Raw genomic sequence first — 25290 nt, 5'->3', positions numbered from 1 at the left:
AGTTTTATCTTTTTTGCACAGCTCTTAGGCCGTGTTCAGTTCATCAAGATACAATGCCTCTTAAAAAAGCACAGCAAAAATGACGGTAAGTCCGAAATCTCTGATTTCGCAGACGCACCTCTGCCAGAACGACTAGAAGGGGGCGGGCGACTGTTAAGGCGACAAAGCCTTCAGACGTTTACGGCTGGCGGTAAGTCCGAAATCTCCGATTTCCAGCTCCCCCCACTCTCCTTTTTCTGGGTTCGGGATGAAATCATCCACTGGACGATTTCACTGCACATCTCTTAGGGCGTGTTTAACCTCGTGTTTTTCCGCCAGAAATATTAGTTGTAATACCGCTGATATAGGAGGCACGGTCTGACAGGTAATAGAGAACCAAGTCAGCCACTTCCTTCAGTTTTCCGCTGCGGCCCAGAGGTATCGTATCAACAGACGAATAACCTTCTCGAAGTGCTTTAACTGTTTTTCCACGGGTATAGGCTAAGGCTTCTTCGTAGGCTAGGGTTCTAAGTCCGGTTGCTTCCATGATGCCCGGAGCTACACCAACCACACGAATACCGTATTTCCCCAGTTCCTTTGCCCAAGAGCGTGTAAAACTGTAAGCAGCAGCCTTAGTAGCAGCGTAAATACCTTGTCCTTCAGAACCTTCAAGCCCAGCTTCAGAGGCCATGTTCACAATAACACCTGATTGTTTTTTTACCAAAACACGGCTAACAGCCTGACTGACTAGATAGAGCCCTTTTTGGTTGACAGCAACCAGCCGTTCAAAAATATCATCGCTGAGTTCATATTTACTGTAGGGCTGCTGCTGATCCACCAGTAAACAAGGAATATTGATGCCAGCATTATTAACAAGACCATCAATTGTCCCCCACTGCTCAACAACTTCTTGTACCGCATTCTCCACTTCTGAGCGTGAACTGATATCTGTTTTGATAAAAAGCAGACATTCATTTTCATTGGTCTGTTCTGTCAAATCAAAGTTTGCTACTTTCGCCCCATTAGCCAGAAGCTCTTCCACAATAGCCTGTCCAATCCCCGATGAACCGCCAGTGACAATTATTACTTTATTCTCAATACTCAGCCATGTCATAATCCTCCTCCTCCTTTTATCATTTGTGATTTTTAAATAACATTTGTTACGAACTTAATATAACATTATCTATTTCTGCTGTCAACAGATTTTTTCACATTTTTTAAAATTAAATAACAAATGTGATAGCAGTTATTAGTTTCAAACACGATCGCATAAATGTTAGAAACTAACCTTACTAGGTTAGACAAACACAAGTACTTTCTGTATAATGTGTTTAATAAAATGCCTTGCAGGCAATTTATGTTTCCCAGCAAGGTGCTTTAAAAACTAAGAAGAAACACTACACTTAGTTAGAAATAGCAAAAAAGTTAAATAGAATTTTTGTATTAATTGGAAATAGATACGAATAAGAAAGTGAAGACAAAAATGTATGATATAATAAAGTACTGAGGTAAAAAATGAAAAAAAATATTTTAGTAGCTCCGGTATTGAAATGGGCAGGTGGAAAGCGTCAGATACTACCTAGTATAGAGCCATTTATTCCTAAAAAAATTTCAACATATGTAGAACCGTTTGTTGGGGGAGGAGCTCTTTTATTCCATCTGCAACCGAAAAAAGCAATAATAAATGATTTTAACAAAGAATTGATGAATGTTTATCAAGTAATTAGGGAAAATCCAGACGAATTAATTAGTCTATTGCAAAAGCATCAAAAAGAAAATTCCGAAGAATACTATTATAGTGTACGCTCATTAGATAGAGATGAAGACTATAATAAGATGCCAGAAATAGAGAAAGCAGCAAGAATTTTATATTTAAACAAAACATGCTACAATGGTTTGTTTCGTGTGAATAGTTCAGGACAATTCAATGCGCCCTATGGAAAGTACAAGAATCCAGCTATTGTAAATGATATTACTATTAAAGCGGTTTCAAATTATTTTAACTCAGTCAATTTAAAGTTGATGACAGGAGATTATAAAAATGCATTAAAAGGGTTAAGAAAAGATGCCTTTGTATATTTGGATCCACCCTACATGCCAATATCATCTTCTGCAAATTTCACTGGGTATACAGAATCAGGTTTTGATTACTCAAAACAGGTTGAATTAAGAGACGAATGTGTTAAGTTACATAAAAAAGGAATTAAATTTTTACAATCTAATTCCTATACAAAAGAAATTCTTGAATTATACTCAGATTCTTTAATGTTTAAAATTGAAGTTGTACAAGCCAAACGCAGTATTAATAGTAAAGCCAATAAACGTGGAGATATTGCTGAGGTTTTGATTTATAACTATGAAAAAGAGTAAATTATGGAAAAAATAGATGTTTCACAGGCATGGCAAAAATTATTAGATAAATATAGTATATTGGAAGAAATTCATGAGAAAGGCATTTATAAAATAAAGTCTTCTCAAATAAAAGAGGTTAAAGAGCCTAGATTAATGGCAAAGTGGGATAGTTCTGAACAGCTTCCTAGTAGTTTGAAGAAGAATAAGATTAATATTTTACCAGATAGTAGAAGTTCTTATGTATTAAGTGATTTTTTATTGTACAAAGATTTACCTCCACTTACTGAACATATTAAAAACATATCAACTATAACTTTGCCGGATCTTGAGACTATAGACGTTGATAATATAACTTCAGAAGCAAATGCAATTAATGTTTTGCAAATTTCAGGAATTCTTGAAGATTTCTTAGAACTTGAACCAGAAGATCTTTTGTATGAAACTTTTGATGGCAGGATGTCCTCGGGAGTCTTTAGTTTTTTTGTTGCCACTGACAGAGGAATACTAAGACAAGTGGATGTTAATAAGGCTCAGGTGGAAATTGATGGGGGCTTTGAATCAAAAAATTATGTAGTTATATTAGAAGCAAAAAACGTTTTACATGAAGATTTTCATGTCAGACAATTGTATTACCCATATAGATTGTGGGAAGGCAAAGTCAAGAAACCTATAAAGTTGATATTTTCTATATATACAAATAAAATATTTAGATTAATGGAATATCGTTTTAGAGAGAAGGAAAACTATTCGTCCATTGAGTTAGTGAAGGTCAAAAATTATTCATTAGAAGACACAACGATATCAATTGAAGAGATCCAGAAAATTAATTTGAGTATAAAACCAGATGATATTATTAGCGATACTATGTCTGAGAGTTCTGTCCCTTTTGTTCAGGCAGATAACTTTGAACGAATTATTTCTCTGTTGGAAAACATGAATGAAAGTTCAATGACTGGTGAAGACATCGAAAATCTAATGCAGTTTACTAGTCGGCAAAAAGATTATTACTTTAATGCCGGAAAGTATCTAGGATTATTTGAAAAATTTACTGAAGGTGGATTTATCAGATACAGATTGACAAATTTAGGAAGAAAGGTGTATCACGATAACTATAAAAATAGACAATTGTTACTTGTAAAATTAATTTTATCACACCAAATTTTTAGAAAACTTTTTGAAGAGACTATCAATAATGGCCAGATACCAGACAGACAAAGAGTGATAGAATTAGAACTGGAGTACAATGTTTGTAGTAAGAGTGTGGCTTCAAGACGCTCAAGTACTGTTATTAGCTGGTTAAAATGGATTTTTAACCTACCTAACTTATAGTTATAAAGAATCCCTGTCAGAATTGAAGGCAGCTTCAGCTTTATCTATTATCCAATATAGCAATGACAGCAGAAGTGAGCCGGGTAAGGTTTGCTCTCATTATTTAAGTCCGATCTTAAAAAATACATGAAACTAGCTAACTAGTTTCCTAAACATTAAGAATCATTGTATAGCATACGACGACTTCATAATTTATATTGTGGAGACGGTAAGCAGATCGTTTCCATAAAAAAACAGCTAAAAACACTCTTAGCTGTTTTTCTTATTGAGGCAGAGTATCCAAAATTCCTCTTGCTGTTTCTTCAGTGGTCACTAAAACATTGACATAGCCCCCTCTGAGCGCTCCTATCAGAGCAGCCACCTTATCCTTGGATTCGGCTACGCCAATGCGGTAAGGGCAGTTGCGCAGCTTATCTGCAGCAATACCAATCAACCGCTCATCAAGCTCATTTGCGATGTGCTCACCATGAATATTGTAAAATCTTGAGACAACATCTCCGACTATGTCCTTTTCCTTGATATTTTCGATGATATCTTGACCATAAAAGTCCTGCCATGTTTGATTATCCTTGAGAAGGGGACTGCCTACGCCCATTATCGCCACATCGAGGCGGTCCCAAAGTCTGATGAGTTCTTGATTAAAGACATTTTTCAGCAGCTCTTCTTTTAAGGACTTTGTCTCAGGAATTGCTGGAGAATCAATTAAAAGTGCAATACCATGAAGTTTTTTCGCTGCTTCGTAAGTAATGGTATTGACATGGTAATCACTGATTAAACGGCCTGAAGGGCCGCCGATCATCGGGACACAGACAATGCCCGATAGATTAAGCTCCGGTATTTGACTGGCAACTGCCGATAATGTAGCTCCCCAAGAGAAACCGATGGTCATATCGTCATGCAGTAATTTTTTTAAATAAGCTGCTAAAGCCTGGGCCAGCAGTATGTCTTTTTGTTTGCGTTCCAAATCACTGGCTGTCGGTACAACAATGGCCTTTTGTAAGCCAAAAGTCTTCTCCAGCTGCTTTTCAATCGCATAAGTCCCAGCTTTATCATATTTGATACTGATCTGAACAATCCCTTCCTCTCGGGACTGCTTTAAAAGACGGCTGATTGTTGTCCTGTGAATACCTAATGCTTTAGCAATCTGACTTTGTGTTTTATTTTCCTGATAATACATTTCTGCAATTTTAACCAGCAGTTTATCCTCAGCGAGCATACTGATACCTCTAAATCTCTAATCTATGCTAGTATTTTAGCATAAAACAGAATTATTTCAATTGTTATTAACCAATCACTAATGTGCTCCCTCCGAATGTTTTTCTGCATTGCCGGTGTCATCCTGCTAAAATCATTCAAAAATAAGGCAGACTAAAAAGCCCTATCGGGCTTAAATCAGACGGAAAATTAAGTTCAGGCTTTAATAAAGTAGTCGCAAAGGTGACTTCCTTCTGGTAATTTAGGATAATTTACGCCATACTTTTCTTTTATTAATTTGCAGTACTGTTTTGCATCAACAGTATACTCCTGGTAAATGGTTTCTCCAGCTAAGGTTGTAAAATGCAGTCTTATCCTTTTTGGGACATGATTAAAATCAGGTTTATTTGTCCGCAGATAGAAAAATATTGCTTCCTGATGTTCTTTAGAAATGACATAAATTTTCTGCCCTTCCGATAATTTTGGAATAACGGCAAAGCTTTCTCCGTCTCCAAATTGAATATGAAGGTTAAAGATAGGCTGGTTATTGACAATTTCCAGCGACAGCGTCTTATCTCTTTTATCTTCTTGAGCATAAAAATTTTTCAAAGATTGGTTAGTTAATGTTTTTATTTTATTTTTTTGAATTAAACCAAACCAGTATTTATCATGATAGTAAACCTGACTGCCGCTTTTTATCGCCTGATAATCATTCTCCAGAAAAAGAACCGGCCGGTTAGCTGCTTTCTCTCTTTCCCTATCAAGAAAGAGCTGCAGATGAATGATAAGAAGAGAGATAACAAGGCCTGTAATGGCCCCGTAAAAACTCAACCAGTCGCCCAGATCTCCATTTAAATAAGCTGAAAAAGAAGAAATCAGCACTGAAAAAAAGGGCCCTGATAAAATAATCAATACAATAAGCAGCAGTAAAATTTTCCAATTGTTCTTAACATATTTCCTCATAAATCTCCTCTCTGCTCCCTGTTTTTCCTATTTGAATACTTAATGCCTAAAATGTCTTACGCCCGTAAAGACCATGGCAATGCCATGTTTGTTAGCTGCATCAATAGAGTCTTTGTCACGGACAGAGCCGCCTGGCTGTATGATGGCTTTAATACCTGCAGAAGCAATTTCTTCAATATTGTCCGCAAAAGGAAAGAAGGCATCACTGGCAAGAACTGCGCCGTCCAATCGGTCTTTAGCTTGTTCAATGGCAATACGCACCGCACCGACACGGTTGGTTTGGCCCGGACCGACACCCAAGGTCATGTGGTCATTAGCCACTAAGATGCCGTTTGATTTTACATACTTGATGGCTCTCCATGCGAATTCAAGAGCTGCCGCTTCCTGTTTATCGGGCTGCCGGTCGGTCACTACCTGCCAATCAGCAGGAGTCTCCTTAATTACATCTTGGTTTTGCACCAAGAGTCCGCCGACAAGGCCTGTGTATTCTTTTTCAGTCTCGCTGGCATCCTGTGCCTCAAACGGCAGTTCAAGAATACGTAAATTTTTCTTTTTATGGGTCAAAATAGCTAGGGCTTCTTTTGTATAACTAGGTGCGATGATGATTTCAAGAAAAATACTGTGCATTTTCTTAGCCGTTGCCGCATCAACCTGACGGTTGAGAACAACAATCCCGCCAAAAATAGATACTGAGTCAGCCTCATATGCATAATCCCATGCCCTTTCAATATCATCAGCCTGGCCGATACCGCAGGGATTCATATGTTTAAGTGCTACAACGGTTGGACGATCTTTGAAATCACGGATAATGCGGATAGCTGCATCGCTGTCTCTAATATTGTTGAATGATAATTCCTTACCATTTAGCTGTTTGGCAGAAGCAATCGAATAATCGGTTGGCAGGGCTTTTTGGTAGAAATCGGCTGTTTGCTGAGGGTTTTCCCCATAGCGCATCGGCTGTTTAAGATCATAAGTAAGAGTCAGCTTCTCAGGTTTGCTTTCTCCGACTTGAGCGGTGAAGTAGTCCGCAATTAAGGCATCATAAGCTGCAGTATGACGAAAAACTTTGGCTGCTAAACGCTGGCGGGTGGTGTAGGCAGTTTCCCCGCTATTTTTCAGTTCTTCCAACACGGAAGTATAATCAGCGGGATCAACGATAACTGTTACACTGGCATGATTTTTTGCTGCTGAACGCAGCATAGAAGGGCCCCCGATATCGATATTCTCTACCGCTAAATCATAGGTCACATCCGAACGAAGGATGGTTTCCTTAAAAGGGTAAAGATTAACCACAACAAGGTCAATCAAATCGATCTGATTGTCTTTAGCTGCCTGCAGGTGGCTGTCTGAATCACGACGCGCCAAAAGAGCTCCGTGAATATTAGGGTGAAGAGTTTTCACACGGCCGTCCATCATTTCAGGAAAACCTGTCACATCATCTATAGCAATAGTGTCTATTCCAGCCTTATCAAGAGCAGTTTTTGTTCCTCCGGTTGAAATAATATCCCAGCCAAGAACTTTCAATTCTTGGGCGAATTCTACTATACCTGTTTTATCAGAGACGCTGATTAATGCGCGTTTTGTCATGGTTTCTCCTTTTCATTTGTGATACTTTCCTTGAACAGCAGAGGCTTTTTTAAATGCCCTATCTAAAAATTGAGTTTGCAGTCTTTATTTTTTCCTCTCTGCTCCCAGACTCTCCAGTACGTCCGGATACAATTTATATTCCTGTTCATGTATCCTTGCTTCAAAGCTTTCGATAGTGTCGTCAGCTAGGCGCGGCACGCGCACCTGCTTGATAATTTGGCCTGTATCAATCCCACTGTCCACCCAGTGGATAGTGACCCCGGACTGGTCAACACCGGCCTCCCAAGCATCTTTGATTCCGTTGGCGCCAGGGAACTCTGGCAGATAGGCCGGATGAATATTGATAATCCGGCCCTCATAAGCGGCCAGCAGGTCCGGTCCTACGATTTTCATATAGCCTGCCAGACAGATAAGGTCAATCTGGTGTGCTGTCAGTAAATCGAGGATAGCCTGTTCATAAGCTGCTTTACTGTCAAATTCCTTAAGTTCAAAGGCATAACTTTTAACATCCAAATTTTTGGCCCGCTCCAAAACGTAAGCTTCTCGCTTGTCTGAAAAAACAAATTCAACCGGAAATTGCTCAGCAATAACCTGAAAATTTGACCCATTGCCTGACGCGAAAACAGCAATTTTTTTAGCCATTATTTTATCACCACACTAGCATCCGTTTTTTTAATAATCCGGCCGATTTCATAGACAGGCTCATCAAGCAGCTCTTTAATACGGGCAGCCTTTTCTGGACTGACAGCCAGCACAAGCCCGATTCCCATATTGAAGATTTCAAACATTTCATCATGCTTGATTTGACCGTACTTTTCAAGAGCTTTAAAAATCGGCAGAACGGGCACCTTGTTTTCTTCAATTTCAGCGGCCAAATCTTCTGACAGCATACGCGGTACATTTTCAATGAAACCGCCGCCTGTAATATGGGCAATGCCATTAACCAAACTCTCTTTGATAAGCGGCAGCACGGCCTTCACATAGATACGGGTTGGTTCAAGGAGGACATCTTTAAGTTTTTTACCTTCCAGTTCAGGTAAGACTTCTTCACCTGTATAAGCAGCAAAAACACGGCGGACAAGCGAGTAGCCATTTGAATGGATGCCGCTTGAAGCCAGACCCAGCAGAATATCGCCTTCTTTGACTTTGGATCCGTCTATAATATGACTTTTTTCTGCTACACCGACTGCAAAACCGGCTAAATCATAGTCATCTTCCCCGTACATACCGGGCATTTCTGCTGTTTCGCCGCCTATAAGGGCACTGCCAGCCAGCACACAGCCTTCTGCAACACCGGCCACTACCTCTTCCAGCTGTTCCGGTTTATTTTTCCCGGTTGCAATATAATCAAGAAAATAGAGAGGCTCTGCGCCGGCTGCGATAATATCATTAACACACATCGCCACACAGTCCTGTCCGATGGTATCATGTTTATTGTACTTGATAGCCAGCATAAGCTTTGTCCCGACACCATCTGTCCCCGAGATAAGGACAGGCTCTTTCACATTAGTCTGCGATAAATCAAACATACCGCCAAAACCGCCAAGCCCCCCCATAGCTCCTGCACGTTTAGTGCGGGCTGCGTGTTTTTTAATACGCTCAACCACTTCATAACCGGCTTCAACGTCAACACCCGATTGTGCGTAAGCATTTTTGTCAGACATAACTGTTTTCTCCTTTTTGTATATAAAAACCGGTAAAATCAACAAAAGACAGAATCAAGCCATGATGCTGTTTAAATCAGCACAGCATCAAGAGCGCTGATTTATCACTGTCTTTTTCTAATAAAAACTTATTCTCTCTTTCAGGCTCTTATGGTATTCTTCTTCATAATCATAAAGCGGCGTCGGATACTGGCCGTCAAAGTAGGCCACACAAAGACCGCCGTTAGGAGCAGCTGTATCAAGTCCAATCGACTGAATCAGGCCATCAATGGATAAGTAAGTCAGACTGTCTGCGCCGATAATAGCACGGGTTTCCTCTACGGTATGATTAGCTGCAATCAGCTCCCGGCGAGTCTGAATATCAATTCCATAGAAACAGGGATAAGCCAGAGGCGGACTGCCGATAGCAACATGCACTTCTCTAGCGCCTGCTTCTTTCAGCAGCTGCACAATTCGCCGCGAAGTTGTCCCCCGTACGATAGAGTCATCAATCATCACAACACGCTTATCTTTAACAACACCGGATACCGCAGACAATTTCATGCGCACACCCTGCTCACGCAGTTCCTGAGTCGGCTGAATGAAGGTTCTCTGGGTATACTGATTTTTGATTAAGCCCATTTCATTTGGCAGACCAGAGGCTTCAGCAAACCCCATTGCTGCTGATAAAGATGAATTGGGAACGCCGACAACAATGTCAGCCTCATGACCGAATTCCCGTGCCAGCTGGGCACCCATCCGTTTGCGGGCTGTGTGTACATTAATTCCATGGATATTAGAATCAGGGCGGGCAAAATAAATATATTCCATGGAACAGACGGCAAGCTGTGTGTCGGCAGTAAAATAGTCGTTATGGAGACCTTCTGTGTCAACCACCACAATCTCCCCCGGCTTTAAATCACGCACCCATTCTGCACCGACCACCTCAAAAGCGCAGGTTTCAGACGAAATAATCCAGGCGCCATTTTTCATTTTCCCGACAGAAACCGGTCTAAAGCCATTAGGATCCAAAGCAGCAATCATTTTATCTTCAAGCATGAGCAGATAGGCAAAACCGCCTTTAACGGCATTAAGAGCTTCTTTGAGCTTTCCCATAAAATCTTTCTGCTTGCTGTGACGGATAAGATGAGCCAGAATTTCTGTATCAGATGTGGATGAAAAAATAGCCCCCTTGTTTTCTAACTGGCGCCGAAGACTGACAGCATTTGTCAAATTGCCGTTGTGAGCCAGCCCAAACTGCATATCCTGAAATTTAAAATGGAAGGGCTGAATATTGTCAATAGAAGCCTCACCCGCTGTCGCATAGCGGACGTGTCCGATTGCGGCAGTGCCCTTCAATTTCTCCAGATCTCCAGGGTTGCGAAAGACTTCTGAGACCAAGCCTATGTCTCGGTGTCCTATTAATTTACCCTGATTATTTGAGAGAATCCCTGCACCCTCTTGACCGCGGTGCTGCAATGAATGAAGCCCAAAATAAGTGATTTGAGCTGCTTGGGGATGTCCCCAAATTCCAAAAATACCGCATTCCTCATTAAGAGATTTTACTTCGTACATGTTCACACCTTTAACTGCTTAGTCGTTCCCCTCAGATTAGCCATAAGCAAACTAACTTTTGATAAAAATATCAAAACGTTTTAACTGCAGGATTTCAGCACTGCTTTCAAAAACAGCAGCAGCTCGCTGAAAATTGAAATCTTCATGATTTGGTGAAATATTCAACCGCACTGCGAAAGAGCAGCTGTTCTTTATTTCCCGGAATATTCTGGAAAAGACCTTCCTCATAACGTTCAGAATGTCCCATTTTGCCAATAATTTGACCATTCTCACTGGTGATTCCTTCGATAGCATAATAGGAACCATTAGGATTATAGCGACTGTCCATACTTGGTTTGCCGGCAAAATCAACATATTGGCTGAAAATCTGTCCCTTATCGCGGAGCTGGGCAAATTCCCAAGCACTGACCACAAATTTTCCTTCTCCATGTGAGACAGGAATGGTATGAATATCGCCAACCTCGACACCGGCCAGCCAAGGCGAGTTAGTGTTAGCAATCCGTGTTTCAACCATCTTAGCCACATGCTGATTAGCATCGTTATAAAAAAGGGTAGGGCTGTCTTTTTGCGCTGCCTCAAAATCGCCGTAAGGCAGCAGCCCTGATTTAACCAGAGCCTGAAAACCATTACAGATACCGATGATAAGTCCGCCCCGCTCAATGAATTTATCAATAGCCTGCCGAACGTCCCTATTTAGCAGAATATTAACAATAAATTTTGCTGATCCATCAGGCTCATCTGCTGCTGAAAAGCCCCCAGCTAAGAAAAGAATATTGGCCTGATTAATTTGGTCAACCATAACAGCAACCGACTCTTTAATAGCAGCTTCATTAAGCGTTACAAAAGGCACCAAACGGACCTCTCCTCCTTCTTTTTCAAAGGCTTTAGCTGAATCATATTCTGAATTGGTCCCCGGAAAAACCGGAATATAAACAAGAGGCCGTTCAACCTTTTCTTTAGCTTGAACAGTATTGTTTGAAGGAATAATTGGTAAATCTTCCACCTGAGCAGTTTGTGTAAATTCTGTCGGATAGACTCCTTCTAAAGGCTGTTCAAAGGCCTTAAGCAGACTTGTTCCTGACAGATGAACACCATTGACATCCAGCCTAAAATCAGCAGTCGTTTCACCGATTTTAACAGCCTCCGCAATGTCTTCACCGGATGTAAAGATAAAACCGCCAAGCTGTGCTGTCAAACTGTGCTCTAACTCCTCTATTTCCACCGAGGCACCGATATGATTGCCAAAAGATGCTAAAGCGAGGCTCTCAAGCACACCGCCATACTTAACCGCTGAAGCAGAACTAATTTTGTATTTTGCCTGAATAGCCGCAAACTTATCCAAATTTTCCTTGATAAGGGTAAAATCAATATTCTCAGAAAGCACCTGACCGGCTATGTAGTAAATTGTTTCCCCGGCAGCCTTAAATTCTGGTGACAGTACCTTGTCAACATCAGCTGTTGTTACTCCAAAAGCAACCAAAGTCGGCGGTACTGTCAGTTCTTCAAAGGTTCCTGACATCGAATCTTTACCGCCGATTGAAGGCAGTCCCAGCTGTATCTGCGCCTCAATAGAGCCCAGCAAAGCTGCAACCGGCTGCCCGAAGCGCTCCGCTTGTTTATCCATACGTTGGAAATATTCTTGATAAGAAAAGCGAGCCTTAGACCAGTTGCCTCCTGTTGCTGCCAAACGAGCTGCTGCTTCAATAACAGCATAGGCTCCACCATGATAAGGCGACCATTCAGCAATATAGGGATTAAAGCCTTGTGCCATTACTGAAGCTGTGCGGGTCTCCCCATTTTGAACCGGAAGTTTTTGAACAGAACTTTCAGCAGGTGTCACCTGATAACGGCCGCCAATTGGATGATTAACCGTTGAACGGCCGACAGAAGAATCAAAAATCGTTTGCAAGCCTTTTTGTGAAGCATGGTTGAGGTCAGACAAGACATTTACAGCATCTTTTTCAAGAGTAGCAGCTGATGTTATTCGCTGTTCCGGCAAATCAGCAGCACTGTCCACCACTTTAGCATCAACAGCCACGCGGACACCATTCGTATCCAGAAAGCTCCGCTCAAGATCAACGATAGTCTGCCCATTCCAAGTCATAACCAGATGCGGTTTCTCAGTTACAACTCCTACAGCAACCGCTTCAATATTCTCACGCGCACATTCAGCAATAAAGAGATCTGTATGCTCAGGTCTGACAACAACAGACATACGTTCCTGAGACTCAGAAATAGCAATTTCAGTCCCGTTAAGTCCTTGGTACTTGAGAGGGATTTTATTGAGATCAATTTCAAGGCCGTCAGCCAGTTCACCAATTGCAACACAAACCCCGCCAGCACCAAAATCATTAGATTTCTTAATGAGACGGGTGACTCGGCCTTTTCTGAAAAGACGCTGAATTTTACGCTCTTCAATAGCATTCCCCTTTTGAACTTCAGCACCCGCTGTTTCCACAGACTGAACGGTTTGAACCTTGGAAGACCCTGTAGCGCCGCCTATGCCATCGCGCCCTGTTTTGCCCCCCAAAAGTATAACAAGATCTCCTGCTTGGGGCTTTTCACGGACAACGTTTTTCTTAGGAGCAGCACCAACTACGGCACCAAGTTCCATTCGCTTAGCGACAAACCCTGGATGGAAATATTCTTTAACATAAGTTGTAGCCAGACCGATTTGATTACCGTAAGAAGAATAACCTTGAGCTGCTGTCTTTGAGATGACCTGCTGCGGCAATTTACCGGGCCGAGTTGAGGAGATTGGTCTTGTAATATCACCAGCACCGGAAATCCGCATCGCCTGATAGACATAAGAGCGCCCGGACAAAGGATCACGGATGGCACCGCCAATACAGGTTGCGGCACCGCCAAAAGGCTCAATTTCTGTCGGATGATTATGTGTTTCGTTCTTAAACATAAGCAACCAAGGTTCCTTGACACCATTGACATCTACTTCTATTTCAATCGAACAGGCATTGATTTCATCAGACACTTCCATGTCATCCAAACGCCCGTTAGCACGCTCGTAACGGCCAAAAATCGTTGCCATATCCATCAAGGTCTGAGGCTTATCTGAGCGACCCAATTCCGCACGCATAGCAAGGTATTTCTCATAAGTTGCCTGCAATTGCTGTTCAAAAGAAGACGCCGAAAAATCAATAGCTTTAAGTTCTGTTTCAAATGTTGTATGACGGCAGTGATCAGACCAGTAAGTATCCAGTACTTTCAGTTCCGTTTCAGTCGGCACACGTCCGATAGCCTTGAAATAATCCTGAATAAAAAGAAGGTCCTCAACCTCCATTGCCAATCCCTGATCGGCCTTGTATTTAGCAAAATCCTCAGCAGTATAGTCAGCAAAAAAATCCAGATAGGCAACTGTCTCATCGGATTTTGAAAAATCAGGATAAGCCATGCCGGCTGAAATATCCTTAAAGCGCGAATCCACCGGATTTAACAGATAATTTTTAATGGCTGTCAATTCCTTTGCAGCAATATCTTGATTGACAAGATAAAGCTGAGCAGTATTGACGGTTACCGCATCTGAACTTCCAAGCAGCAGCAGAGCTTCCTGAGCCGAAGCAGCCCGCTGGTCAAATTGGCCGGGAAGCGATTCTATTGCAAAGAAAACATAGCTTTCAAACAGCTCTTTAACCGCTTTCTCTGTTAAAATATTATCCGTCACCTGTTCCGAAAAAACATGTTTTTGAGCAGCTGCCGCTAATTCCTGCGATAAATTGAAAACATCATAAACCTGCACAAGCCGCAATTCTGTCAAACTTTCCAGCTGCAGATTATGCCTTAATTCTTTAGCAAGTGACTGTGACTTCACCTGAAAATGGGACTTTTTCTCAACAAAAATACGTTCATTCATTTCAAATCCTTTTACAACCGATTCATTAACGCTGCTTTTCTATTTGCCAAAAAACGCAGATAACAGCAAAGCTATCTTATACTTTTTTTAAAACCAAAAATAAAACCACAGCAGGCATATAACACCGTAAACTAGACTAAACCTTGCAGACGCTCAAGCACCTCCTCGTAGACTGCCGTAAGACTACCAAGGTTCCGTCGGAAGACGTCTTTATCAAGATGGTTGCCCGCAGCATCCCAAAGTCGGCAATTATCAGGAGAAAATTCATCAGCTAAAATAATATTTCCATCAGCATCTCTGCCAAATTCAAGTTTGAAATCAATTAATTGAAGACCAATTTGGTCAAACCATTTTTTCAATAAATTATTGATGCGGCGTGTTTCCTCTTTTAGAAAAGCAATATCATTGCCATCAGCAATATTCAAAAACATCACATGCTCATCATTGATAAAGGGATCATCAAGCTCATCGTTTTTATAATAAAACTCAACAATCGGTCTTTTAAGCACAAGTCCTTCCTCTATTCCAAAACGTTTTGAAAAGGATCCTGCAGCAACATTACGCAAAACAACTTCTAAAGGCAGAATGGCAACTTTTTTATTTAACTGCTCAGTTTTTGACAGCTGTTTAATAAAATGCGTCCGAATCCCTGCGGCATTTAGCTTTTCAAAAATTAAAGATGAGATTTGATTGTTTAAAGCCCCTTTTCCTGCAAGAATTTCCTTGCGGGCACCGTTAAGCATGGTGGCTTGGTCTTTATAAACCGTAACAATCAAATCCTCATCTTCCGGATTGGTATAGAGATCTTTGGCTTTTCCCTGATAAATCAATTCGCGTGACATTCTTTTGTTCGCCTTTCCTATTTGTTCCACTAAATTTTAACATAAGAAAAAGTCTTTTTCAACTTTTCACATACTTTGTGATGAACAAAAAACAAAAACGTCCGCTTTTTGCGAACGTTTTGAATTAGCTGAGTTTTTGGTAAAGATAATCCGTCATCTCTCCCATTGAATCTATCTGATCAACCGCTTCATCAGGAATATCTAAATGAAACTCATCTTCAAGATTAACAACAAACTCCATAAAACCGATGGAATCCACTCCTAAATCATCCTGAAGAGTCGTTGAAGGTGTGATATCCAAATCTCCTCGATGCATCTGTTCTGCAATCATATTGCTGATTCTTTCAAAAATCTCTTCTTTAGTCATTACAGCCACAGTTTCCCTCTCTTCTCTAATCTTCTTTTGATGTAAACACTTCTGTCAATTGACTGACAACATCAGTTTCTAACATCGTACGTACCTGTTTAATAGTATAATAAACTGACTTGGCATCACTGGATCCATGGCATTTGACGACAGGGGCTTTCAGTCCGAAAAGAACAGCTCCTCCTGCAGCAGAATAATCCATAAGGTCACGTAAGTGATAAAGGCTGTCTTTTAGGAAAAAGGCACCTAATTTTGCCTTAAAACCGCCGGTTTTAACGGCCTCTTTCAGAACTCCCATAATACTCAGCCCAGTACCTTCCATGGTTTTAAGGACAGCATTGCCTGTAAAGCCGTCTGCTACGACCACATCAGCAACACCGTTCATCAATTCTCTGGCTTCAATATTCCCGATAAAATTAAGCGTCTTATCTGCTGATAAAAGGCTGTAGGCTTCCTTCCTAATGGGATCACCCTTTGTACTTTCTGTCCCGTTATTAAGCAAACCAACACGGGGCTTAACAACAGATCGGACGTTTTCAGCATAGAAAGAGCCAAGAACAGCATATTGGTGCAGATGATGAGCTGTATTTTCCGCATTAGCTCCCAAATCCAGCATATCAACGCCCCGGCCATCAGCTGTTGGCAGGGTTGATAAAAGCCCCGGCCGGTCAATCCCTTTTATCCGTCCCACTACAAAAAGACCGGCTGCCAGCAATGCCCCTGTATTGCCGGCAGAAATAAGAGCCTGAACCTTTTTTTCTTTAACTGCTTGCGCACCAACTACCATACTGGCCTTTTTTTTACGCCGTACAGCCTTCGCCGGTTCATCATCAGAGTCAATTTTTTCGTCCGTATGTTGAATAGTCACTCGTTCAGTTGCTGTTAAATAATCTTTAATTTTCGCTTCGTCGCCGTAAAGCTCAATTTCAATATCCTTAAATTCCGCCAGAGCCCGATTGACTCCTTCGACAATAGCCTGAGGGGCATTATCACCGCCCATAGCATCTACAGCTATTTTTTTCATTATAATATCCTCTCACACACCCATTTTAATATTTTTTTATTATAGCACGATTTTAAAAAAATTCCAGAAGTCTGTCTGAATGCTAGTGCTGCACCTAAAACAGACCTCAGACTCTTTTAAAAAGCCATAGTTTAAAATTCAGAAACAAACTTAACAACTGTCCTTTTACTGGAAACTGTCCTTCATCAAGCCGCCCCATTTATCCAAATCATCAATAAATTTCTTACTCTTAAGATGAATCCCTACATAATTGTCATAAATATCATCTAAGAAAAGCCGGATTTTTTGTTTCATCTCCGGCTTAACCGAGATACTTTGCAGCTCTTCAAAAGAAACATTCTGGAAACGATCTAAAAGATAAGGAACATTAGGATCTAAATGTTTACGGTGAATATCTTCATGGTAATGCTCCGGACAAAGCAAACCAGAAAATTTATAAGAAAAATCAAAGGGCAGACCCACTCTGTGACAGACAGCACACTCATGGAAATTTAAACCTACCCCAAAGCGATCCAAAATCTGAACTTCAAAAATATGAGTTAGAATTTCGTAATCCAGACCATTATCCATTAACTCCAGCGTTTTTTTCAAAAAGGCAAAGAGCTGTGGATCAGCAGTATTATCAGCAATAGCTGCATCAGCTAAAGCAGACAGATAAGAAGCATAAGAAAGAATAAATAAATCATCATGAATTGCCTTATAAAGCCTTACTTCTTTATAATCTTCGATATAGGACAGGCCGTTATTATTAATCTTTATAATAAAATCGGCAACTGTCAAAGGCTGAATAACTGAATTCAGTTTAGACCGTCCGGCATGTCTGACAAAAAACATACGCTTCCCATCTGTCTCCGTAAAAATCTTAACCAGTTTATCATCTTCACGATAATTACGATTGTAAAGGACCAACCCCTTGGTTTCTTTAGTCTGCATGATTTTCCATAAATTCTTTCAAACGCTCCATAGCTCTACTGATCGTCTCCATACTGGCCGCATAAGACAGACGCACATAGCCTTGACCGTATTTCCCAAAAGCAACCCCAGGAATAAAGGCAACTGCCTTTTCACGCGCAAAATCTTGGCAAAACTTAAAGGAATCCTGTTCATATCCTGCAGGAATTTTGGCAAAAATATAGAAGGCACCGTCTGGTTTTATGATTTTAAAACCGAGAGCTGACATCTTTTCAATAATATAATCGCGCCGTTTAATATATTCTTCCTTCATGATAAGGGTATCATTTTTACCAACAGTTAAGGCTTCAATAGCCGCAAACTGCGCCATAGTTGCCGCAGCGGTCACCAAATACTGATGGCTCTTAATCAACTGTGCTGTTAAAAGAGCCGGTGCAAAAATAAAGCCGATACGCCAGCCTGTCATAGCATGTGATTTGGATAAACCGTTAATAAGAATCGTTTGTTCCGGCAGATACTCTGCTATTGAGACATGCGCTTCTTTATGATAGGTCAATTCCGAATAAACTTCATCACTGACTACAAAAATGTCATATTTTCTCAGAACATCTGCTAAAGCCTTTATCTGCTCACGCGAATAAGTGACACCGGTAGGGTTAGTAGGATAGTTCAATAAAACAGCTTTAAGTCTGTCACCCTGTTCTACAATGGCTTCTTCCAGCATTTCCGGTGTCAAAACAAAGTCATTAGCTGTCGTATCAATTTCGACAATTTCAGCACCTACAAGATTAACAATAGGTTCATAGCCAGGATAAGCAGGAGCAGGAAGCAAAACACTGTCACCAGGCTCTAAAATAGCAGTCAGAGCTGCAGATAAAGCTTCAGTTGCTCCGACTGTTACTAAAACCTCATCTTCAGGCTTGTAATGCAGATGGTATTTTTCCTCAACAAAGTCAGCTGCCGCTTGACGAAGTTCAGGCAAACCGCTCATCCCAGTATAATGTGACTGGTTAGCGTCAATAGCTTTTTTAGCTGCTGCTTTAACATGTTCCGGCGTTGTAAAATCAGGTTCTCCCAAAGTTAATTTCATCATTCCGGGAATATCAGAAATGGATTGGTCAAATTGACGAATCAGCGAGACCTCTATTTTATCTAAATTTTTATTAAATCGTTTTGTTAAGTCCATGTTTCTCACCTCATCAGTATAAGTATCTCTATTATACAAAAAATTCTGAAAATTTGCATTCCCAGCTGAATGAGTCCAGCTTATTTTAAATATTGATTACCAGCCATAACAATAGCAATTCAGGCCGCATATAAAAACAACCCCCGAAAGGGTTGTTTTTTGCCCTTATCTCAGATTATCCATTTCAAATAAAGGAGAGAGAGGACGTTTTTCATGGATACGGATAATAGCCTCTGCAATCAAATCAGCAATCGAAATTTGCTCAATTTTATCAATTAAACGCTCTTGAGGCAAATAGATAGTATCCAAAACTATCAGTTTTTCAATAGATGAATTTTGAATATTTGTAAGAGCCGGGCCTGACAACACCGGATGAGTACATGATGCATAGACATGTGTTGCTCCAGCTTCAGCAAGCGCATCTGCCGCATGGCAGATAGTTCCTGCTGTGTCAATCATATCATCAATAAGTATACAAGTCTTACCCTCAACCTTTCCAATGATATGCATGACTTCACTGGTATTCATTTTTGTAACACTGCGGCGTTTATCAATAATAGCAATCGGTGTTTGGAGAAATTGGGCTAATTTGCGGGCGCGTGTCACACCGCCATGATCCGGACTGACAACAACAACATCTTTTCCAGTCAGCCCGTTACGATTAAAATAGTCCGCAATTAGAGGAGCTCCCATTAGATGATCAACCGGAATATCGAAAAAACCTTGAATTTGCGCAGCATGCAGATCGACTGTCAGCAAGCGGTCAACACCAGCAACTTCTAACATATTAGCGACCAATTTAGATGTGATCGGTTCACGTGAACGGGCTTTGCGGTCCTGACGGGCATAACCGTAATAGGGCATTACTACACTGATTGTCTCTGCACTGGCCCTCTTGAGCGCATCAACCATAATCAAAATTTCCATTAAATGGTTGTTAACAGGAGAACTTGTTGACTGTAAAACAAAAACATGATGACCGCGGATAGACTCTTCTATATTCACTTGAATTTCACCATCTGAAAACTGGCGAACCGTTGATTTCCCAAGTTCAATCCCGATTGTCGAAGCAACTTTTTCTGCTAATTCTTTATTTGACGACAGTGCAAACAATTTTAAATCAGAGTAAGACATGGTTTCCTCCCAAAAAATTTATCCCTTATCATTCTAACGTTTTTTAACCATTTTTTCAAATGAAACTAAAAAGCAATAATAAGATTCCAATAACATTCGCTCACCGGACAGTCATTTTATTTATCAGCAAAAATCAGTATTTAAATCTTTTTTTCAATAGTCAACTGCCTTAAAAAATATACTTTTTTTGTAAAGTTTACTTGACAATAAATGTAAAGTAAACTATACTTAAAATGTAAAGGAAACCTGACATTTAGTCTAAACTAATAATAAGAGCTGTTAGAATGAATCACCTCTAAACTCTTTAGACACAATCGTAGGAAACACCGACGATTTACGAGTCTTATGATTCTTCCTTAATTTTTCTGTTTTTGCTGTAAGCTTTATACGGGCTTTGTATCTTATTAATTGAACACGCCCTAAACGCTGTGTAAAAAAGATAGACTTCCTTTGAGTCTTTGATAACTCAGCAGTCAGTCTCCTATTTTTACTTTGCGTTTTATACGGGCTTTGTATCTTATTGAAAGGAGAAAAATGAAGACAAAAATTCAAGAGCTGCGCAAAGCCGGCAAAATTAGCCAAGCGGAATTAGCTGATGCTGTTGAAGTCACCAGACAAACCATTATTTCTTTGGAGAAAGAGCGCTACAATGCTTCTTTAGAATTAGCCTATAAAATTGCACGATTTTTCGGAAAAACAATTGAAGAAGTCTTTCTATTTGAAGAATAAATATAGAAAGAGCTCTATAAAAACTTTTTAAGGCAAAAATCTAATTCCAAATGAAAAATAACAGTTACGCTTAATGATGACTTTGCCCTCCAAAAAGATATTGACAATAAGAAACAATCTGGGAGCAAAAACAGTTACTTTATAAGAAGTACTTTTGCTATCCCATTTCTGCACAGTAGATTAGAAGGAGATATAAGAATGTTGCTAAAATTGATGATAACAAATAGATTAGGTAAAAAAATAACTGAAAATGATTTCAGAAAAAACATTTTCAGGATCAGCTTTGCTTCATTAAGTCTGAGCTTTTTAGGAATTCTTTTTCTCAGGCATGCCAATTTAAGCAGCAGTTTTGCCAAGGGCATGGTTGTTGGAATAATTGTTAGCAGTTTCATTATAGGCTTAAATTTTCAATGGATTTATCACCATCCGCAGAAACTGCACCGCATGTATATTGACGCTTTTGATGAACGTAATATAACCATTACCAGCATTACTGCTCACTTAACTTTACAGCTGCTAACCTTGATAATCTTTGTTTTGCTTATTTTATCAACATTTGCAGATATTAAATTAACTTATGATATTTTGCTTATTACGCTAGTATACCTGCTGACTTTTGGTTTTGTCTTTTTACATTGGCTTATCAGTAAAATTATTTAAAACATCCATGACTTAAAATCCCAGTGAAAAAGGTGGCTGTCAGCGTGATGCAAGATCACTTGTCATCCCCTATTTTCATACGGATTTTTAAACGACCTTTGTATCTTGATGGAAGGGGTAAAATGATGAAAAAAATACAAGGTATGAAATATGTCTTATTAGCACTTGGGTTAATTTGTGTTGAACAAGCACCCACATTTTTTCTGAAACCCAAACAACCCTTGTGGCAAGCAGGACTTCTGATCTTTCTTTTTTTACTTATTAGTTTTGGAACAGTAAAACTTGGTAAACATTTGAATATTATCAGCTCACAAGCTGTCTTAAGACAGTGGCGAAGCTGGAAAATCACCATTATAGGGCTTCTAATTTTGTTCTCGGTACAAATAGTAGGCGGTATTGTTCTAACCATTGAAAATGGTGGCAATTCCACAGCTAACCAATCGGCTTTGGAGGAACTTTCTGCAAATCCTCTATTACTATTTACTATAATCGTTATTGTAGCCCCAATTGTGGAAGAAATCGTTTTTCGCGGATTGCTTTTAAATAAAACTTTTCACTTTTCTTATGTCGGTATCATTGTAAGCAGCTTCTTATTTGGTCTTTTGCATTTTCCGACAAATTTTGGCAGTTGGATTATTTACGGCGGTATGGGCTTAGTATTAGGATTAGTTTACAAACGCACCGGAAAAATAGAACACGCTTTTATGATTCATTTTCTAAACAATCTTATCGGTATAATACCTCTTCTTTTATAACAAATCTAAGCGATAATATAATAAAAATACGGTCAAACCAGCTTTGAAGACCAAGATTTAAAAATTTTTAACCCAAGCGAGAACAAGATTTGTTCCCGTTTTTCAGTATTCAAAGCACAAATATACATTGTATTTCTTAGGCAGAATCATCGAGCTTAGCACGAAACTTATAATCTTATTGAATTTGGCAAAAAAGTCTATGTGCTTTATCTTTATACTGAGCAATTCTGTGTTTCTAAACAAAAAAGACAAGGCGAAACACCTTGTCTTAATGTTAATTATATGTTTATGGGTAAATATAGTATACAGATCCACCCCATGTTGAAGCAGTAGGATCAAAGCTTCCACGGTAGTTACCGATACTTGAATTACCAGCATAGTTAGATTCCATAACTTGGATAGAATTTGTTCCTGATGCCGAAACAACTACAGCAACGTGACCATAGCCACCGCCATCATTCGGCCATACAGCAACTGCACCAGCAACTGGTGTTGTACCAACTGAGAAGCCGGCTGCCTGTGCACTGGAAATCCATTGGTTAGCATTGCCCCAATAGTTACCTACCCAGCTTGCCAAAGATTTAGCTCCCCAAGTACATTGTCCAACAGGATATGTATTAGCTGAAGATGCATTTGCTGCAGCTGTAGCAGCATTTGAACTTGATGTCGCGCTTTCAGCAGGCTGTGCTTGTTCTTCTGCAGGAGCTGCTTCAGCAGCAGGTGCTTCAGACTGAGGAGCTGCAGCTTCTTCTGATTGAACAGCTTCTGTTTCTGATACTGTTTCTGCAGGCGCCTCAACAGCTTCAGCTGTTTCTGATTCAGCAACTACAGTTTCACTAACTGTTTCCGACGTTACTTCTGATGAAGCAAGTGATTCTGTAGAATCAGTTGTTTCTGTCACTGTGTCAGTAGTAGCAGTAGCATTTTCGATTGCTTGCTGGGCAGCCGCAACAGATTCTGCTTGCGCTTGTGCTTCAGCAGCAGCCTGTGCTTCAGCGGCAGCTTGTGCAGCAGCAGCCTCAGCAGCAGCTTGTTCAGCAGCAACTTTTTCTGCTTCAAGAGAAGCTTTTTCGCCTTCAGCTGTTGCCAATTGAGAAGCCAAATCTAACTGAGCAGCTTCTAATTGAGCCTGCTGAGTAGCTAAAGAGGCAGAGTTTTCTTCGATAACAGCCTTGTTGGCTGCAACAGTATTAATAGCCTCTTGATTTTCAATTTGCTTAGCTTCTAACTCTGCTTTATCCGCTTCTTGCTGTTCTACCATCTTTTCGTTTGCAGAAACTACTTCACGGATAGCAACCACACGATTGATTGCATCTGAAATAGATTTTGAATTAAGAACAGTATTAATATAGCTTGTCACGCTGTTACCTTTTTGTGCACTGCGTGCTTGCTTTCTTAATGCTTCATTGCGAGCAACAATTTTACTTGAAAGTGTTTGAATTTCTTCGTTTAAAGTTTGTGACTGTGCCTCAAGCTCAGCATTCTGCGCTTCTAATTCAGCCTGCTGACTTTGAAGTGTGCTGACCTCTGTCTGAAGGGCACTGACTTTACTTTGCGTTTCTGCTTGTTCAGCTGTAAGATTGCTGATGACGGCATCTTGTGCTGCTATCTGTGAATCATAGTCTTCAGCATTTACTTGGGTAGCAGCTGTCCCTAAAGTTACACCGCTGACAAGAACTGCAGATAAAATTCTTTTCTTCATATTTAAATAACTACTCCTTTTTGATAAGACTTTATTATTGTACCAAAAAAACAGATGGTTTATATTACGCGATTGTTACAATTATGTTTAAATTTTAATTTAATCTAAAAACAATTTTCGCAAGGGTTTTTGACATATAAAAAAGGCAAGAATATTAAATACCAAAGTCGGAGCAAGGTTATAAGTAATGAAAAATGACAAAGAGACATCCGTAAAACCATACAAAAGGGAAAGAAAATAGCTTAAAATATTAAAAAAGAAAATAAAAATCAGATAAATTACTAAACTGCTGAAAAGACCGGTCATCTGTCTGCTGTCCAACTTGCCTATGAAAAAAGCGAGAAAAGGCAAAACAAGTGTGACAACACCAATATGATTAAGATAATAAAAATCAAACAGCAGTCCAATAACGGTTGACTCAAAAAAAATAAATGCTGTACTGTTATTATGATAAGTAAAGAGCAGAGCAGCCAGAAAAAGCTGGCTGGATATAATAACATAATAGTTAAAGAGTGAATTAAGTAAATAGGAAAATTGGCCGTCGACCAGTAATAATATAAAAATCAAGAAGACTAAACAATATTTATTTTTAACCCAAGATATCATTTTTCACCTACAACAGTTACATATGCTATATCAGAAAAGTCTGCTGCTGGAATAATATAAAGTTTTCTGTTTAAACTGTCTTTAGCGTCCTCAACTTCACCGACAGTTCCAACTGATATGTTAGCTGTCGTTTTGCCATCTAATCCACTAGTAGCAACTTGACTGCCTGTATCAATTTTTTCCGAAGAATTTAATTCGGAGACTAAGAATAAATTTTCCTCAGAGTCATAGGACATGAGTATGCCATAAACATTGCCGCTTGAAGTTGAAATTTTTACAGGAATGTCCAGGTTTGAGCCGCTGGAAAATAGATTAACACTTGCTGTTGTCTGACTTGTACTGGCCACTTTTCCGATGAGCCCGTTATCAGCAGCAACCAGCATGCCGTTTTCCACACCGGATTTTTTCCCAGCATTTATAGTCAGAGAATCATACCAGGAAACAGGGCTGCGGACAATCACTTGAGCAGAAATAGACGGTGATGGAAGATCACTCGTATTCTCTAATACTTTCTTTAATTCAGCGTTTTCTTCTGTCAAATCGTCAACAAGCTTTTGCTGATCTGTCAGCTCGTCTATCCGTTTTTTTAAAGCTTCATTTTCAGAATAAGTGTCTAGTAGGGAAGAAATATTTTCACCTAAAGCATTAACATACCGAAAAGGTACAGCAACAACATAATCAACCTTTGAAACCACTGAATTGACAGGTTTGGAAATTTCGGAAATAACCGAAGAATTCCTCAAAATAAAGAAAAGAAATGTAAAAAAAATAAGCACGCTAACTACACAAAAAAGAATAAACCGAGACAACCGCAACTTTTTCATTCTAACCCTCAAACAATCCCTTACCAAGCTCAAAAAATAAAGAAAACGAGATATCATAA

Annotated in this window: 22 protein-coding genes; 5 read left to right on the top strand and 17 right to left on the bottom strand. The window is 39.9% G+C overall.

Annotated elements, in window-relative coordinates; all coding sequences use genetic code 11:
• Positions 1-295: 295 nt before the first annotated feature.
• On the bottom strand, positions 296-1096 hold the full coding sequence (locus tag A0O21_RS09940; protein ID WP_099092228.1) for an SDR family oxidoreductase: 801 nt from the start codon (positions 1094-1096) through the stop codon (positions 296-298).
• 398 nt (positions 1097-1494) lie between these two features.
• Here A0O21_RS09940 and A0O21_RS09935 point away from each other — a divergent pair, with 398 nt between their 5' ends.
• Complete coding sequence (locus tag A0O21_RS09935) at positions 1495-2349, top strand: DNA adenine methylase (protein WP_067064737.1); 855 nt, start codon at positions 1495-1497, stop codon at positions 2347-2349.
• Between the two features lie 3 nt (positions 2350-2352).
• A complete protein-coding gene (locus tag A0O21_RS09930; protein ID WP_067064730.1) occupies positions 2353-3660 on the top strand; it encodes a type II restriction enzyme in 1308 nt (435 codons plus the stop codon).
• 262 nt (positions 3661-3922) lie between these two features.
• On the opposite strand, the gene A0O21_RS09925 is transcribed toward A0O21_RS09930, so the two are convergent.
• The 13 genes from A0O21_RS09925 to A0O21_RS09865 form a co-directional block, all read right to left on the bottom strand.
• Positions 3923-4876 (bottom strand): sugar-binding transcriptional regulator, encoded by a 954-nt coding sequence (locus tag A0O21_RS09925; RefSeq protein ID WP_067064729.1) that lies wholly within the window; start codon positions 4874-4876, stop codon positions 3923-3925.
• A gap of 194 nt (positions 4877-5070) precedes the next feature.
• Entirely contained in the window at positions 5071-5817 is a 747-nt protein-coding gene (locus A0O21_RS09920; RefSeq protein ID WP_067064728.1) for a hypothetical protein, read from the bottom strand.
• A 39-nt stretch (positions 5818-5856) separates the two neighbouring features.
• The gene (purH, locus tag A0O21_RS09915) at positions 5857-7404 is read right to left on the bottom strand and encodes a bifunctional phosphoribosylaminoimidazolecarboxamide formyltransferase/IMP cyclohydrolase (protein WP_067064727.1); all 1548 of its coding nucleotides are present in this window, start codon (positions 7402-7404) and stop codon (positions 5857-5859) included.
• An 84-nt stretch (positions 7405-7488) separates the two neighbouring features.
• A complete protein-coding gene (gene purN, locus A0O21_RS09910) occupies positions 7489-8046 on the bottom strand; it encodes a phosphoribosylglycinamide formyltransferase (RefSeq protein ID WP_067064725.1) in 558 nt (185 codons plus the stop codon).
• Entirely contained in the window at positions 8046-9068 is a 1023-nt protein-coding gene (gene purM / locus A0O21_RS09905; protein WP_067064722.1) for a phosphoribosylformylglycinamidine cyclo-ligase, read from the bottom strand. Before purM ends, purN begins: the two co-directional genes overlap by 1 nt.
• 117 nt (positions 9069-9185) lie before the next feature.
• Positions 9186-10622 carry an amidophosphoribosyltransferase gene (purF, locus tag A0O21_RS09900; protein ID WP_067064720.1) on the bottom strand — a complete coding sequence of 479 codons (1437 nt, stop codon included), beginning with the start codon at positions 10620-10622 and terminating at the stop codon, positions 9186-9188.
• Between the two features lie 142 nt (positions 10623-10764).
• Entirely contained in the window at positions 10765-14490 is a 3726-nt protein-coding gene (locus tag A0O21_RS09895; RefSeq protein WP_067064718.1) for a phosphoribosylformylglycinamidine synthase, read from the bottom strand.
• Positions 14491-14621: 131 nt separating this feature from the next.
• A complete protein-coding gene (gene purC / locus A0O21_RS09890; RefSeq protein WP_067064717.1) occupies positions 14622-15332 on the bottom strand; it encodes a phosphoribosylaminoimidazolesuccinocarboxamide synthase in 711 nt (236 codons plus the stop codon).
• A 124-nt stretch (positions 15333-15456) separates the two neighbouring features.
• Positions 15457-15699, bottom strand: a complete 243-nt coding sequence (locus tag A0O21_RS09885) for an acyl carrier protein (RefSeq protein WP_067065298.1) — start codon at positions 15697-15699, stop codon at positions 15457-15459.
• Positions 15700-15724: 25 nt separating this feature from the next.
• Positions 15725-16723, bottom strand: coding sequence for a phosphate acyltransferase PlsX (gene plsX / locus A0O21_RS09880; RefSeq protein WP_067064714.1), 999 nt, complete (start codon positions 16721-16723; stop codon positions 15725-15727).
• A 165-nt stretch (positions 16724-16888) separates the two neighbouring features.
• Complete coding sequence (recO, locus tag A0O21_RS09875; RefSeq protein ID WP_067064712.1) at positions 16889-17656, bottom strand: DNA repair protein RecO; 768 nt, start codon at positions 17654-17656, stop codon at positions 16889-16891.
• A complete protein-coding gene (locus tag A0O21_RS09870; RefSeq protein WP_067064711.1) occupies positions 17646-18821 on the bottom strand; it encodes a pyridoxal phosphate-dependent aminotransferase in 1176 nt (391 codons plus the stop codon). Before A0O21_RS09870 ends, recO begins: the two co-directional genes overlap by 11 nt.
• 165 nt (positions 18822-18986) lie before the next feature.
• Positions 18987-19955 (bottom strand): ribose-phosphate diphosphokinase, encoded by a 969-nt coding sequence (locus tag A0O21_RS09865; protein WP_067064710.1) that lies wholly within the window; start codon positions 19953-19955, stop codon positions 18987-18989.
• A 534-nt stretch (positions 19956-20489) separates the two neighbouring features.
• Here A0O21_RS09865 and A0O21_RS09860 point away from each other — a divergent pair.
• From A0O21_RS09860 to A0O21_RS09850, 3 genes are all read left to right on the top strand, one after another.
• Positions 20490-20684 carry a helix-turn-helix transcriptional regulator gene (locus tag A0O21_RS09860; RefSeq protein WP_067064709.1) on the top strand — a complete coding sequence of 65 codons (195 nt, stop codon included), beginning with the start codon at positions 20490-20492 and terminating at the stop codon, positions 20682-20684.
• Positions 20685-20882: 198 nt separating this feature from the next.
• Entirely contained in the window at positions 20883-21344 is a 462-nt protein-coding gene (locus A0O21_RS09855) for a hypothetical protein (RefSeq protein WP_082854449.1), read from the top strand.
• Between the two features lie 122 nt (positions 21345-21466).
• Positions 21467-22099, top strand: coding sequence for a CPBP family intramembrane glutamic endopeptidase (locus A0O21_RS09850; RefSeq protein ID WP_067064706.1), 633 nt, complete (start codon positions 21467-21469; stop codon positions 22097-22099).
• Positions 22100-22385: 286 nt separating this feature from the next.
• On the opposite strand, the gene A0O21_RS09845 is transcribed toward A0O21_RS09850, so the two are convergent.
• The 3 genes from A0O21_RS09845 to mreC form a co-directional block, all read right to left on the bottom strand.
• Positions 22386-23801, bottom strand: a complete 1416-nt coding sequence (locus tag A0O21_RS09845; protein ID WP_067064704.1) for a PcsB-like coiled-coil domain-containing protein — start codon at positions 23799-23801, stop codon at positions 22386-22388.
• Positions 23802-23900: 99 nt separating this feature from the next.
• Entirely contained in the window at positions 23901-24407 is a 507-nt protein-coding gene (gene mreD / locus A0O21_RS09840; protein ID WP_082854448.1) for a rod shape-determining protein MreD, read from the bottom strand.
• Positions 24404-25231: a rod shape-determining protein MreC gene (gene mreC, locus A0O21_RS09835; RefSeq protein WP_067064701.1), complete on the bottom strand. Its 828-nt coding sequence runs from the start codon at positions 25229-25231 to the stop codon at positions 24404-24406. Before mreC ends, mreD begins: the two co-directional genes overlap by 4 nt.
• Between the last annotated feature and the right edge of the window lie 59 nt (positions 25232-25290).

Source organism: Streptococcus pantholopis (assembly GCF_001642085.1).
GTDB classification, from domain to species: Bacteria; Bacillota; Bacilli; order Lactobacillales; family Streptococcaceae; genus Streptococcus; species Streptococcus pantholopis.
The sequence above is the reverse complement of the archived record's forward strand: the minus strand, read 5'-3'. Positions and strand labels throughout refer to the sequence as shown.